The following is a 13,648-nucleotide window of genomic DNA, read 5'->3' as shown; positions in this document are numbered from 1 at the left end:
GGTCAGGCCCCCAGGGGCATGGGCAACGCCTCGGCGCGCCACAGCCGCAAGGCATGCAGTTCAATCAGTTGCAGCACCTCGGCTTGCTGCGGGCGCAGATAGAAGTGGTCGCCCTCGAGCCAGTGCAGGTGGATGTCGGCGCGGGCTTCGCGGCGCCAGGGCCGCAGCTCTTCCTCGCCCAGGCTGTCCTGCCGCGCGCCGAGCACGTGCAGCTCGCAGGGCAAGGGGCCGCGCCGGCGATAGCGGTAGCTCTCGGCCAGGGCGAAATCGGCGCGCAGCACCGGCAGGTACTCCGCACAGACGGCCGGGTCGCCGAGCACCGCCCGGGGCAGCCCGACCAGTTCGTCCAGCGCGGCGATCAGCGCGCCGTCGCTGCCCTCGGCCAGGCGCGGCGCCAGCGCGCGGCGACTGGGCGCCCGGCAGGCGGAGACGAACAGCGCCAGCGGCGCCCGCTTGCGCTCGGCGTGCAGCCGGTGGGCCAGCTCGAAGGCCAGCAGGCCACCCAGGCTGTGCCCCCATAGCAGGCAGGGCCCCTGGCATTCGGCGCGCCAGGCGGCCTGCAGATCATCGAGCAGCCGCTCGAAGTCACGCTGCAGCGGCTCGCCCGCCCGTGCCCCACGCCCCGGCAGCTCCAGCGGACAGACCTCCAGCCAGCGCGGCAGCGAGGGCCGCCAGCGGGCATAGGGCATGGCGCTGGCGCCGGCGTGGGCCAGGCAGAACAGCTGCATCAGGCCCCCATGGCCTCGCGCAGGCTGCGCGGGCGCATGTCGCCCCAGACCTCGGCGATATGGGCCAGGCAGGCCTGGCGGTCGCCGCGCACACCCACCTCGCGCCAACCAGCCGGCACCGCCTGGTACTGCGGCCAGATGGCGTATTGCTCTTCGTCGTTGACCACCACCAGAAAGATGGTTTCCGGGCTGTCCAGACTCATGTCGACTCCTCTCGTTGCGCGAATGGCTCGCCACTAAAGACGCTTGGCGATGCAAATAATTTTCATTTAATCCCTTGCTCGAGGCGCGCCGAACCCTCGCCAAGCAGGCGATCGGGCCGGCTCGCCCGCTACGCCGGGCTGGCGATCTCCCGCAGCGCATCCTGGCTGGCGCGGCTGCGGGCTTCTCCGGTCAGCTCCAGGAGCCGGCCGGTATCCATCTTCAACAGGCGGTCGGCCTGGTCGAAGTAATGATCGTCATGGCTGATGGCCAATACCGTCTTGCCGGCGGCCTGCAGCTGCGGCAACAGCTCGCGGTAGAACAGCCGGCGGAACAGCGGATCCTGATCCGCCGCCCACTCGTCGAGCACCAGGATGTCGCGCTCCTCGAGCATCGCCAGCAGCAGCGCCAGGCGCTTGCGCTGGCCCTGGGAATAGCGTGTATCGAGCAGGCGGCCCTGGCCGTGACGCACCTTGTGCGCCAGATGCAGGCTGTGCAGCCAACGGTCGGTGACGGCCGGCTCGGCCTCGGCCCCGTCGGCGCCGAGCAGCCGGGCGAACAGGTGGAAGTCGGTGAACACGCTGGAGAACAGCCGCCGGTAGGCCGGCCAGTCGGCCTCGCCGAGGGCACGCCCATCGAGCAGAATCTCCCCCGCCACCGGCCGGTACAGCCCGGTGAGCAGGCGCGCCAGGGTCGACTTGCCGCTGCCGTTGCCGCCGACCAGGAACAACAGCTCGCCGCGGTTGAGCGTCAGGTCCAGCGGGCCGACGTCGAAGCCGGCCTCGTCGCCCTCTCCGGGATAGTGGTAGACCACGCCACGCAGCTCCAGGCATTGCCAGTCGGCCGCCAGCGCCGGCGGTTGTTCGAACTCGTCGCGCAGCGGCGCCAGCTCCAGGGCATCGAGTTTGTCCAGGGCGACTCGGGCGGACAGCATGCTCGGCACGGAACCGACCGCCGCCACCATCGGCGTGCGCAGGAACAGCACGGTCAGGGCGAAGGTCGCCGCCACCGCCGCACTGGCCCAGCCCTGGCCGTTGGCGAAGAAGAACACCAGGCCGATGGTGCCGAGCACCATGATATTGGCCCAGTTGCCGGCCAGGCCATTGTAGATGTCGGCGCGGGTGACATGGGCGCGATAGGCCTCGGCGTTGGCGTCGAACTCCTCCTCGTACAGCCGCCGGGCGCGGTCGCGGTTCAGCGCCAGCTCCTTGCGCCCGTCGATCACCGCCTGGTAGTCCTGGTAGAGCCGGTCCTCGGCCTCGCGCAGCAGGCGAATATGGTGATTGACCCGACCGACGAAGACCCAGCCCACCGCCAGGGTGAAGCCCAGCCAGGCCAGGGTCACGCCGAACAGCGCGGGCGACAGCCAGGCCAGGTAGGCGAAGGCGGCCAGGCTCAGCACCAGGCCGTAGACCATCTCCGGCAGGTGCACGAAGGCGATGGTGATGTTGCGGATGTCGCTGGACAGGCTGGCGAGGATGCGCGGCCCGCCGATCCGCTCCAGGCGCTGGATATCGGTGTCCAGCACCCGCTTCACCAGGCCCCGGCGCAGGCGGTAGACGAAGCGATGGCCGAGCCGGTGCAGCGACACCTGGGCCGCCCCGGCACACAGCAGCAACAGCAGCAACAGCCCGGCGAACTGCGCCAGCGTATCGATCAGCAGGCCGTCCACGGCGATCAGCCGCAGGTTGACGAAGGCGATCACGCCGATGCTCAGCAAGGCGCTGCACAGGCTCAGCAGCAGCACGCCGATCAGGGGCAGACGGTGATCGAGAAACAACAGGCGCAACAGCTTCATCGTTCGGTTTCCGGTCGGGGCGAAGCCGGGCTTCGCGGGATGAGAATCAGCATGGCCACTCGCCCAGGTGGGAACGGCAGTGGCCCAGGGCATCGCGCACGAGAAAATGCACCAGGGTCGGCGAGGCGCGCAGGTGACTAGCCACCTCGCGCTGGCTATAGCCCTCCAGCTGGCTCATGGTGAAGGCCTCGCGGGTACGCGCCGGCAGTTCGCCCAGCGCCTCGACCAGGCGCTGCCAGCCGAGCCTTCCTAAGGCGCTGCGCTCCGGCGACGGCGTCGGCGCCGGCAGTTCGGCGAGCTGGGCATCCTCCGCCTGGTAGCGCCCCTCCAGGGCCAGGCGGCGCAGGCGGTCGATGCACAGGTTGCGCACCGTGCGGAACAGGTACTTCAGGGCATCGTCGATGGCCAGCTGCTCGCCGTTTTCCCAGAGCTTGAGAAAGGCATCCTGGACCACGTCCTCGGCACGCGCCGAGCAGCCCAGCAAGGCGCTGGCCGACTGCAGCAACGCCGTGCGATGGCTAGCGTAGAGCCCTTCGAGCTCGGCCTGCAGAGGCCGCGCGGAAGCGCTGCAATGGCGGGGCGAAGCACCCATGGTCGGCCTTCCTGGCAAGTATCAGGCCGCCCATCTTAATGATAATAATTATCAATACAACCCCTTAAAGTGTCCGGAAACCCCTCAAGGACGGCTTAGTCTGCCTTGTCGCCCTGACGGCGCGGCCAGATCAGGCTGAAACGCGCACCGCCCAGAGCCTCGCTGCGGCTGATCTGCGCCCGGCCGCCATGCCAGTAAATGATCCGCCGCACGATCGACAGCCCCAGGCCATGGCCGCCGGAGGCGCGGGTGCGGCTGTCGTCCAGGCGCAGGAAGGGTTTGAACAGGCGCTCCCAGGCCGATTCCGGTACCCCGGGGCCATCGTCCTCGACATCCAGGCGACAGCGCTGGTGGCCGATCCGGTAGCTCAGGCGCACCCGCGACTCGGCGTGGCGCATGGCGTTGCTCACCAGGTTCTGCAAGGCCCGGTGCAGATAGCGCGGCTCGCCTTCGACCCGCGCGCCGGCGCCATCCGCCGCATCCACCACCGGGCCGCGCTCGACCCGCACCTCGGCGCGCAGCGGCGCCAGCTCGGCGATCACCTGGTCGATCAACTTGCCCAGGTCGACCACCTGGAAGTTCAGCGCCGGCGCGCCCTGCTCCAGACGCGCGTAGGTGAGCATCTCGTCGACCAGCTTGTCGAGATCCTGGATATCGCTGTCCATGCCGTCCATATACTTGCGCCGCGCCGCCTCGCTCTCGGCATCGCCGATCATCTCCAGGCCGAAGCGCAGACGCGCCACCGGCGTGCGCAGCTCGTGGGACACCGCCCGCACCAGCTCGCGCTGGGTGCTCAGCGAACGCTGCAGATGCTCGGCCATGGCATTGAAGGCATTGGCCAGGCGCCCCACCGCATCGCTGCCATGGGCCGGCACCCGTGCCTCCAGGCGGCCGCTGGCCAGCTGGGTGGCGGCCCCCTCCAACGCACGCAGGCGCTGTTCCAGCGGCCGCACCAGCAGATAGACCATCAGGCCGATCAGGCTCAGGCCCAGGGCGCCGATCAGCACCAGCAGCTGCGACGGATAGGGGTCCATCTGATACAGCGGGCCGATCTCCAGCACCCAGTCGGTATCGACGATGCCGGCGAACACATGAATGCTGTCGCCGCCCTTGCCCAGGGCCATCACCGTGTCGCCCTCGTCGACCCGGCGGCGCTGGTCGACATCCAGATTGGCCCGCTCCAGGTGCACCAGGCGCAGATCGAAGCCGAACTGCTTGGCTTGCTTCAGCTCGGCCAGGCGTCGCGGTTGCTCCGCCTCGGGAAAGCGCACCAGCTCGTCGATCAGCAGGTAGACGGTCGCCCGCGCCAGCTGCTCGCTGACCTGCTGCACCTCGCCGGTCAGCAGCAACTGCTCCTGCTCGCCGACCAGGCTGTGGACTTGCGCGGCATGGGGCCCGGTCTGGCGCACCAGCACCTGGCCGCGCAACAGGCGCTTGCGCGCGCCGCCGTCCAGCCCCGCCTCATCCAGGGCCTGGAGGCTCAGCGGAATGCCCAGCAGGCGCGCCCACACCGCCATGGCCCGACGCCGCTCGACTTCAGCCATGGGCGCCAGGTTGTCGCTCATCAGGCGGAAGGTGCCGCTGGCCAGGCGCTCACGGTACTGGTCGGCGCGCACCTCGTTGAGCAGCTGCAGGGTGCCGACGCCGAGCAGCGCCACCAGCACCAGCACCGCCAGCATGCCGGCGTAGATGCGCAGGAAGATGGAGTTCATAGCAGCTCGGCGGCCGCCTCGGCGACAAACAGGTAACCCTTGCTGCGCACCGTCTTGATCAGCCGCGGGTGCATGGGGTCGTCACCGATCTTCGGCCGGATGCGCGAGATGCGCACGTCTATGGAGCGGTCCTGGCCGTCGTACTCGATGCCGCGCAGGGCGGTGAAGATCTCCTCGCGCGAGAGGATGCGCCCGGCGTTGGCCGTGAGCAGCCAGAGCAGGTCGAACTCGGCGCTGGTCAGCTCGATGCCCTGCCCGCCCAACCAGGCCTCGCGCATCGCGCTGTCGATCACCAGCGCGCCGAACTCCAGGCGCCGCGGCTCCTGGGCCGCGCTCGGCGCACTGCCCTCGTGGCGCCGCAACAGGGCGCGCACCCGGGCCAACAGCACCCGCGGGCGCACCGGCTTGCACACGTAGTCGTCGGCGCCCATCTCCAGGCCGAGCACCTGGTCCATGTCGTCGGTGCGCGCGGTGAGCATCAGGATCGGCCCCGGGTAACCGCCGCGCACCTTGCGGCAGATCGACAGGCCGTCCTCGCCGGGCAGCATCAGATCGAGGATCACCAGGTCCGGCTGCTCCTTGAGAATGCGCGACGCCGCCCGGGCGCCGTCGGCCTCGATGCTCACCGTCAGGCCGTTGCCCTCTAGGTACTCACGGGTCAACTCGGCCAGCCGCTGATCGTCCTCGACGATCAGGATGTGCCACGACTCTTGCTCCACTGCTGCCTCCCAAGGACAGATCAACCGGGCCGAAACAGGCCGGCATTGTAACAACGCCGTGACCGCCAGCGGCGGCGAATCCCAAGCGGCGAAACCGGCAGGCCGACCTGGGCAATCGCTCGCCCTCGCGAGCACCGCTCCCGCGCCGAGGCGCCGGCTGCACAGCGCGGGCCAATAATCAAGAAAAAAACCTACATATTGTGTTTGTGTGATGGAGGCAAAATACCCCGCCAGGGAAAGGAAAAAATCCACGCCCAGCTCGACGAACGGTCTCCCGGGGGCAACCCCAGCTATCTCGGGCCCTGCCGAAAGTTACCCCAAGATAACCCACAGATTTATCCACAGGGGGCCATTCAGCCTCGGCTTGTCTTCACCCGAACACCGCACTATCTTGTATCTCCATCGCGCCAAACACCTACATGTTGGGTTTTGGCACAGCAGACGACACAAGCACATTTGCACCACAAAGGTCCAGACCGAGAACAACAACAGTGCAGGTGAATGCTGCCGCCGGCCCCAGCGCCGCAGCAAAGCCAACCGCCCTCCCGCGTCGCACTCGACGCCTGCAGGGTACGAAACAAGGCGCAGAGCCCTTGCGCACGAACCACTAGATATAGTAGTGCCGACCCTTGTCGACACTAGACTTTTGAGCCAGGAAGGCGCTTTAGTCGTGCCCTCCCAGCCCAGTTTGCAAGTCCCATGCGCCCGGCCCGGCCTGCGCATGGCGTTGTTGAAATGGAATGAACGGCGGGTACGCCAGGCATAGCGCCCAACTAACAGACTTTCACAGCACGGAGACCTTCATGCATACCGACACCACTCGCGAGAACCCGCAGGCCCCAGCGCCGCAGGCCGCCGATGCCAGCCAGGACCTGAGCGCCACCGCGCCCGGCCAGCTGCGTGTGATCAAGCGTAACGGCACCGTGGTGCCCTACACCGACGACAAGATCACCGTCGCCATCACCAAGGCCTTTCTCGCCGTGGAGGGCGGCACCGCCGCCGCCTCGTCGCGCATCCATGACACAGTCGCGCGCCTGACCGAACAGGTCACCGCCACCTTCAAGCGCCGCATGCCGTCGGGCGGCACCATCCACATCGAGGAGATCCAGGACCAGGTCGAACTGGCCCTGATGCGCGCCGGCGAGCAGAAGGTCGCCCGCGACTACGTGATCTACCGCGAAGCCCAGGCCGCCAAGCGCAAGGCCGGCGCCAGCGAAATCGCCCAGCCACATCCGAGCATCCGCGTCACCGCCGCCGACGGCAGCGTCGCGCCGCTGGACATGGGCCGCCTGCAGACCATCATCCGCGAGGCCTGCGAAGGCCTGGCCGAGGTCGACGGCGCGCTGATCGAGCGCGAAACCCTGAAGAACCTCTACGACGGGGTCAACGAGAAGGACGTCAACACCGCCCTGGTGATGACCGCCCGTACCCTGGTCGAGCGCGAGCCGAACTACAGCTACGTCACTGCCCGCCTGCTGATGGACAACATCCGCGCCGAAGGCCTGGGCTTCCTCGGCGTGGCCAGCAGCGCCACCCACCACGAGATGGCCGAGCTGTACGCCAAGGCGCTTCCCGCCTATGTGGCCAAAGGTGTCGAGTTCGAGCTGATCGACCCCAAGCTCAAGGACTACGACCTGGCCAAGCTGGGCGCCGCCATCGATCACGAGCGCGACCAGCAGTTCACCTACCTGGGCCTGCAGACCCTGTACGACCGCTACTTCATCCACAAGGACGGCACCCGCTTCGAACTGCCGCAGATCTTCTTCATGCGCGTGGCCATGGGCCTGGCCATCGAGGAGCCGCAGAAGGAAGAGCGCGCCATCGAGTTCTACAACCTGCTGTCGTCGTTCGACTACATGTCGTCCACCCCGACCCTGTTCAACGCCGGCACCCTGCGCCCGCAGCTGTCCAGCTGCTACCTGACCACGGTGCCGGACGACCTCTCGGGCATCTACAGCGCCATCCACGACAACGCCATGCTGTCCAAGTTCGCCGGCGGCCTGGGCAACGACTGGACCCCGGTGCGCGCCCTGGGCTCCTACATCAAGGGCACCAACGGCAAGAGCCAGGGCGTCGTGCCCTTCCTCAAGGTGGTCAACGACACCGCCGTGGCAGTCAACCAGGGCGGCAAGCGCAAGGGCGCGGTGTGCGCCTACCTGGAAACCTGGCACATGGACATCGAGGAATTCCTCGAGCTGCGCAAGAACACCGGCGACGACCGTCGCCGCACCCACGACATGAACACCGCCAACTGGATTCCCGATCTGTTCATGAAGCGCGTGTTCGACGACGGCAAGTGGACCCTGTTCAGCCCGAGCGAAGTGCCGGACCTGCACGACCTGACCGGCAAGGCCTTCGAGGAGCGCTACGAGTACTACGAGGCCCTCACCGAGTACGGCAAGATCAAGCTGTTCAAGACCATCCAGGCCAAGGACCTGTGGCGCAAGATGCTCTCGATGCTGTTCGAGACCGGCCACCCCTGGCTGACCTTCAAGGACCCGTGCAACCTGCGCAGCCCGCAGCAGCACGTGGGCGTGGTGCACAGCTCCAACCTGTGCACCGAGATCACCCTGAACACCAACGCCGACGAGATCGCCGTGTGCAACCTGGGCTCGGTGAACCTGGTCAACCACATCGTCGACGGCAAGCTGGACCGCGAGAAGCTCGGCCGTACCGTGAAGACCGCGGTGCGCATGCTCGATAACGTCATCGACATCAACTACTACTCGGTGCCCCAGGCGAAGAACTCCAACCTCAAGCACCGTCCGGTGGGCCTGGGCATCATGGGCTTCCAGGACGCCCTGTACCTGCAGCACATCCCCTACGGCTCCGACGCCGCGGTGGAATTCGCCGACAAGTCCATGGAGGCGGTCAGCTACTACGCCATCCAGGCCTCCTGCGACCTGGCCGACGAGCGCGGCGCCTACGAGACCTTCCAGGGCTCGCTGTGGTCCAAGGGCATCCTGCCGCTGGACTCCCAGCAGATCCTCATCGAGGCGCGCGGGCAGAAGTACATCGACGTCGACCTCTCCGAGTCGCTGGACTGGGCCCCGCTGCGCGCCCGCGTGCAGAAGGGCATCCGCAACTCCAACATCATGGCCATCGCCCCGACCGCGACCATCGCCAACATCACCGGCGTGTCGCAGTCCATCGAGCCGACCTACCAGAACCTCTACGTGAAGTCGAACCTCTCCGGCGAGTTCACCGTGATCAACCCCTACCTGGTGCGCGACCTCAAGGCCCGCGGCCTGTGGGACTCGGTCATGGTCAACGACCTGAAGTACTACGACGGCTCCGTGCAGCAGATCGAGCGCATCCCCCAGGACCTCAAGGACCTGTACGCCACCGCCTTCGAGGTGGAGACCAAGTGGATAGTCGACGCCGCCAGCCGCCGCCAGAAGTGGATCGACCAGGCCCAGTCGCTGAACCTGTATATCGCCGGTGCCTCGGGCAAGAAGCTCGACGTGACCTACCGCATGGCCTGGTACCGCGGCCTGAAGACCACCTACTACCTCCGTGCCCTGGCCGCCACCAGCACCGAGAAGTCGACCATCAACACCGGCAAGCTCAACGCCGTGTCCAGCGGTGGTGGCGACGGCCTCAGCGCCGCACCGGCCAAGGCCCCGGAGCAGGCCGCACCGGCTCCGGCACCGGTGCCGAAGGCCTGTGCCATCGACGAGCCGGACTGCGAAGCGTGCCAGTAAGCGCGCGAAGCTGAGCGGGGCCCGCGTCGTTGCCCGGCAGGTCGGCCCCCATCACGTACAGACGTACGCTCAGGGGTTCCAACCTGCCAGGCGCCTAGCGCTCACTCGCTCAGCTTCACGCTCGAATTGTTGAGGGTTCGCCGACAGGCGAATCCGGCCAGAGGCGCAGACCTCCGCCAGGCGACCGCCGGTCGCCGCTGTGCTTTGTGTGCACGACGCCACAGACTAGTATTTAACTGTATATCCATACAGGCCGGTCATTTCACCGGCCCTCAAGCAGGAGCCAAGCCATGCTGAGCTGGGATGAATTCGACAAGGAAGACGGCGCCGACGCCGCCGTCGCCACCACCGCCGCCGCCCAGGCGGCCGACATGGGCCTGGACAAGCTCGACCAGGCCGGCGACGCCGCCGCCCACGAGGCCCGCGCCGTAGCCGCCGACGACAGCGCCGCGGTCGCCCGCGCCAAGGCCGCCCTCGACCAGCTGGACATCCAGGAAGGCCTCGACGAGCTGGAAGGCTCCGCCGCCCGCGTGCAGGTCGACCAGAAGCGCATGATCAACGCCCGCGCCGACCTCAACCAGCTCGTGCCCTTCAAGTACGACTGGGCCTGGCAGAAGTATCTGGATGGTTGCGCCAACCACTGGATGCCCCAGGAAGTGAACATGAACGCCGACATCGCCCTGTGGAAGAGCGCCGACGGCCTGACCGACGACGAGCGCCGCATCGTCATGCGCAACCTCGGCTTCTTCTCCACCGCCGACTCCCTGGTGGCCAACAACCTGGCCCTGGCCGTGTACCGCCTGATCACCAACCCCGAGTGCCGCCAGTACATCCTGCGCCAGGCCTTCGAGGAGGCGATCCACACCCACGCCTACCAGTACTGCATCGAGTCCCTGGGCATGGACGAAGGCGAGATCTTCAACATGTACCACGAGATCCCGAGCGTGGCGAAGAAGGCCAGCTGGGGCCTGAAGTACACCCGCGCCATCTCCGACCCGACCTTCAACACCGGCACCGTGGAGACCGACAAGGAACTGCTGCGCAACCTGATCGCCTACTACTGTGTGCTCGAAGGCGTGTTCTTCTACTGCGGCTTCACCCAGATCCTCTCCATGGGCCGGCGCAACAAGATGACCGGCGTCGCCGAGCAGTTCCAGTACATCCTGCGCGACGAGTCCATGCACCTGAACTTCGGCATCGACGTGATCAACCAGATCAAGATCGAGAACCCGCACCTGTGGGATGCGGCGATGAAGGACGAAGCCACCCAGATGATCCTCCAGGGCACCCAGCTGGAGATCGAATACGCCCGCGACACCATGCCCCGCGGCGTGCTGGGCATGAACGCGGCGATGATGGAGGACTACCTCAAGTTCATCGCCAACCGCCGCCTGACCCAGATCGGCCTGAAGGAAGAGTACCCGGGCACCTCCAACCCCTTCCCGTGGATGAGCGAGATCATGGACCTGAAGAAGGAGAAGAACTTCTTCGAGACCCGTGTGATCGAATATCAGACGGGTGGGGCGTTGAGCTGGGATTGATATCCCAGAAGAAAGAAAGCGCGCTGCCTGTGGGGTCAGCCTGAGAAACTTGCCCACAGACAGCGCTCCCCCTCGGTGAGACGAGGGATGGGCGCGGATTCTATCTAGTTTTCGCGTAGGTGACAGTTCCGTCTGAGACTTTTCCGACACACGTCACTACTCCATCTCTCTTCTTGCCGATTCAAAACTGCCTAGGAGGAACTCTCATGGCACAAGGTAAGAAGCCCGGTGAAAGCACCGGAAAGCAAGGTGGAATCTTCCAAGAACACGGGCCTAGAGGTGGCGCAAAGGACAACTTTGCGACAGTAGCGGACAACAAGCCGCTTCCACCAACCAGCAGCCCCGGAAGCGTGTGGATTCCAGTAGAAACCACACCTGATAGCTCTCGAAAGAAGTAACTGGAGGGCATGGCTATGTTTATCGGAATTTTCGTCATGTTGGCAGGCGCGCTGGGGCTCGCTGAAGCCACAGGCTTAATCAATACGGACGTAAAGTGGGGCATTCCCCTAGCAGTAACCTGCTTTGGCGCCTCGCTTCTGTGGGAAGCTATTCAAACCAAGAAAAGCTCTCAATGACCATTAGGGGTGGATAACCACCCCTTTCCCTCCCCACGCTACACGCTCATCCCCTTTAGCAATACCCACTCTTTTGATCGTTCCCACGCTCTGCGTGGGAATGCAGCCCTCGGCGCTCTGCGCCCACCCAATGGAAAAAGGGGACAGATTTATTTTCTCGTCGCCAGCTACTACCGGTTTCGCCCTTACGGCGAGTCACTTTCTCTTGTTTGCCCAAGAGAAAGTAACCAAAGAGAAGGGCACCCCGACATCCGGCCCCGCCTGCGGCGGGGTTCCCTCCTTTCGGTGCCGCTCCGGGGGCCGTCACGAAGGGGCGTCCCTGCCCCTTCGCTCCTCGCTCGGCGTCCTGCCTCGCGCCCCCCTGCGCAACACCTCCACTCGGCCTTCTGACGGGGACCCGGAACGCGAGCATGCGATATCCGCGTACGCCTCCATAACGGCTGCGTCTGCGTTGTTGCTCTTCTTCCTCGAGGGCACAGGCGTCACCAAACGCCCCTTCAGGAGGCCGAGCGTAATCATTGCGTAGAGGGTTGAGCGGCATGGATGCCGCGAGAGCCGCGATGGGCGGGGCCGCCTAGGCCAGGGATCATGATCGTTCCCACGCTCCGCGTGGGAATGCAGCCCTCGACGCTCTGCGTTCACCCGATGTCTTGCGCACACTCCGCCTTCGTAGCGACGCGGAGCGCCACGGGCTCGGCTCCCACGCGGAGCGTGGGAGCCATCAACCCGGCCAAGCTGGGCGCCGCAATCAAGCGAGCCCGTAGGACGGGTCGAGCGCAGCGATACCCATCAACGCACCAACAGCCATGCACGCCACCATGACCAAGCAAAATCCACCCATGACGCCCACCCTCCTCACCATCTCCGCCGCCTGCCTGTTCGACGAGGCCGGCCGTCTTTTGCTAGTGCGCAAGCGCGACACACAGGCCTTTATGTTGCCGGGCGGCAAGGCCGAGCCGGGCGAGGACGCCCTGGCGGCGCTGACGCGAGAGCTGGCCGAGGAGCTGAACCTGAGTCTGGCCGCCGAAAGCCTTCGCCCCCTCGGTCGGTTCCGCGCACTGGCGGCCAACGAGCCGGACACCTGGATCGAGGCGAGCGTATTTCGCGCCCCGCAGCCCCACGCCGTCGAGGCGGCCGCCGAACTGGAAGAGCTGCTTTGGCTGGCGCCCCAGGACACACCGCCCGAGAGCCTGGCGCCGCTGCTGCGCGAGCAGGTGCTGCCGCTGTTGTGGCCGCTTGAAGGCTGACGGCGAGCGCTTCCGCGGCGCGCATCTGATCTGATCGTTCCCACGCTCCGCGTGGGAATGCAGCCCTCGACGTTCTGCGTCCACCTAAGGCTGTGCGCACACTAAACCCCGTAGCGACGCGGAGCGTCACGGGCTAGGCTCCCACGCGGAGCGTGGGAGCCATCAGCCAGGCAGGAGAAGGGCCGCCACGCATGACCCGCCAACCGATTCAAGGACGAATCCCATGGGCCGCAGTCGCTACGTCATCACCGATACCGCTCAGCCGCACTTCCTCACCTGCACGGTTTTGGAGTGGCTACCCTTGTTCAACCGCCCTGCTCTGGTCGACATCCTGCTCGACTGCTGGCGCTACCAGCAGGCCAACCAGGGGTTACGGCTGTATGGCTACGTGGTGCTGGAGAACCATCTGCATTACCTGGCCCAGGCGCCCGACCTGGCCAGGTGCGTGAGCAGCTTCAAGTCCTACACGGCCCGCAAGATGCTCGACCATCTGCAGCAGCGCGGCGCGGATTCCACGCTGCAGCGCCTGAGCTTTGCCAAGCGCGCGCACAAGCAGGATCGGCAGTACCAGTTCTGGCAGGAAGGCAGCCATGCCGAGCTGGTCTGCTCACCTGAGGTGATGCGGCAGAAGCTCGATTACATCCACCTGAACCCGGTTCGGCGCGGTTATGTGGATTGGCCTGAGCACTGGCGCTATTCCAGTGCTCGGAACTACGAGGGACAGCCGGGGTTGCTCGAGATCGATCGCTGGGCGTGAGTGGACGCGGAGCGTCGAAGGCGGCATTCCACGCGGGAGGGTGTGCAGAATTTTGCGTAACCAGCTCATGAGCG

Annotated in this window: 11 protein-coding genes; 5 read left to right on the top strand and 6 right to left on the bottom strand. The window is 66.2% G+C overall.

The genetic code is table 11. The features are described 5' to 3' along the window. Positions 1-2 precede the first annotated feature (2 nt). The 6 genes from SBP02_RS06985 to SBP02_RS06960 form a co-directional block, all read right to left on the bottom strand. Positions 3-728 (bottom strand): thioesterase II family protein, encoded by a 726-nt coding sequence (locus tag SBP02_RS06985; protein WP_318645675.1) that lies wholly within the window; start codon positions 726-728, stop codon positions 3-5. Beyond that, a complete protein-coding gene (locus SBP02_RS06980) occupies positions 728-931 on the bottom strand; it encodes an MbtH family protein (RefSeq protein WP_318645674.1) in 204 nt (67 codons plus the stop codon). Before SBP02_RS06980 ends, SBP02_RS06985 begins: the two co-directional genes overlap by 1 nt. Before the next feature lie 128 nt (positions 932-1,059). Next, positions 1,060-2,727 carry a multidrug ABC transporter permease/ATP-binding protein gene (locus tag SBP02_RS06975; protein ID WP_318645673.1) on the bottom strand — a complete coding sequence of 556 codons (1,668 nt, stop codon included), beginning with the start codon at positions 2,725-2,727 and terminating at the stop codon, positions 1,060-1,062. 46 nt (positions 2,728-2,773) lie between these two features. Continuing rightward, entirely contained in the window at positions 2,774-3,319 is a 546-nt protein-coding gene (locus SBP02_RS06970; protein ID WP_318645672.1) for a sigma-70 family RNA polymerase sigma factor, read from the bottom strand. A 95-nt stretch (positions 3,320-3,414) separates the two neighbouring features. Beyond that, entirely contained in the window at positions 3,415-5,031 is a 1,617-nt protein-coding gene (locus tag SBP02_RS06965; protein ID WP_318645671.1) for an ATP-binding protein, read from the bottom strand. Beyond that, a complete protein-coding gene (locus tag SBP02_RS06960) occupies positions 5,028-5,750 on the bottom strand; it encodes a winged helix-turn-helix domain-containing protein (RefSeq protein WP_318645670.1) in 723 nt (240 codons plus the stop codon). Before SBP02_RS06960 ends, SBP02_RS06965 begins: the two co-directional genes overlap by 4 nt. Before the next feature lie 803 nt (positions 5,751-6,553). Here SBP02_RS06960 and SBP02_RS06955 point away from each other — a divergent pair. From SBP02_RS06955 to SBP02_RS06935, 5 genes are all read left to right on the top strand, one after another. Continuing rightward, positions 6,554-9,454 (top strand): ribonucleoside-diphosphate reductase subunit alpha, encoded by a 2,901-nt coding sequence (locus SBP02_RS06955; protein ID WP_318645669.1) that lies wholly within the window; start codon positions 6,554-6,556, stop codon positions 9,452-9,454. A gap of 290 nt (positions 9,455-9,744) precedes the next feature. Next, positions 9,745-10,995, top strand: a complete 1,251-nt coding sequence (locus SBP02_RS06950; RefSeq protein WP_318645668.1) for a ribonucleotide-diphosphate reductase subunit beta — start codon at positions 9,745-9,747, stop codon at positions 10,993-10,995. 413 nt (positions 10,996-11,408) lie between these two features. After that, the gene (locus tag SBP02_RS06945; RefSeq protein WP_318645667.1) at positions 11,409-11,570 is read left to right on the top strand and encodes a hypothetical protein; all 162 of its coding nucleotides are present in this window, start codon (positions 11,409-11,411) and stop codon (positions 11,568-11,570) included. A gap of 839 nt (positions 11,571-12,409) precedes the next feature. Continuing rightward, positions 12,410-12,817 carry an NUDIX hydrolase gene (locus SBP02_RS06940; protein ID WP_318645666.1) on the top strand — a complete coding sequence of 136 codons (408 nt, stop codon included), beginning with the start codon at positions 12,410-12,412 and terminating at the stop codon, positions 12,815-12,817. A 223-nt stretch (positions 12,818-13,040) separates the two neighbouring features. Next, complete coding sequence (locus SBP02_RS06935) at positions 13,041-13,574, top strand: REP-associated tyrosine transposase (RefSeq protein WP_318645665.1); 534 nt, start codon at positions 13,041-13,043, stop codon at positions 13,572-13,574. Positions 13,575-13,648 lie beyond the last annotated feature (74 nt).

The sequence above is a fragment of the Pseudomonas benzenivorans genome, assembly GCF_033547155.1.
GTDB lineage: Bacteria > Pseudomonadota > Gammaproteobacteria > Pseudomonadales > Pseudomonadaceae > Aquipseudomonas > Aquipseudomonas benzenivorans_B.
Note: the sequence above shows the minus strand (reverse complement) of the source record. Positions and strands in the feature narration are given on the sequence as shown.

Excerpts from the sequence above, each read along its gene's own strand:
- SBP02_RS06965 (WP_318645671.1), bottom strand. The coding sequence starts at position 5,031 with ATGAACTCCATCTTCCTGCGCATCTACGCCGGCATGCTGGCGGTGCTG.
- SBP02_RS06955 (WP_318645669.1), top strand. The coding sequence starts at position 6,554 with ATGCATACCGACACCACTCGCGAGAACCCGCAGGCCCCAGCGCCGCAG.
- SBP02_RS06980 (WP_318645674.1), bottom strand. The coding sequence starts at position 931 with ATGAGTCTGGACAGCCCGGAAACCATCTTTCTGGTGGTGGTCAACGAC.
- SBP02_RS06940 (WP_318645666.1), top strand. The coding sequence starts at position 12,410 with ATGACGCCCACCCTCCTCACCATCTCCGCCGCCTGCCTGTTCGACGAG.
- SBP02_RS06985 (WP_318645675.1), bottom strand. The coding sequence starts at position 728 with ATGCAGCTGTTCTGCCTGGCCCACGCCGGCGCCAGCGCCATGCCCTAT.
- SBP02_RS06970 (WP_318645672.1), bottom strand. The coding sequence starts at position 3,319 with ATGGGTGCTTCGCCCCGCCATTGCAGCGCTTCCGCGCGGCCTCTGCAG.
- SBP02_RS06975 (WP_318645673.1), bottom strand. The coding sequence starts at position 2,727 with ATGAAGCTGTTGCGCCTGTTGTTTCTCGATCACCGTCTGCCCCTGATC.
- SBP02_RS06945 (WP_318645667.1), top strand. The coding sequence starts at position 11,409 with ATGTTTATCGGAATTTTCGTCATGTTGGCAGGCGCGCTGGGGCTCGCT.
- SBP02_RS06935 (WP_318645665.1), top strand. The coding sequence starts at position 13,041 with ATGGGCCGCAGTCGCTACGTCATCACCGATACCGCTCAGCCGCACTTC.
- SBP02_RS06950 (WP_318645668.1), top strand. The coding sequence starts at position 9,745 with ATGCTGAGCTGGGATGAATTCGACAAGGAAGACGGCGCCGACGCCGCC.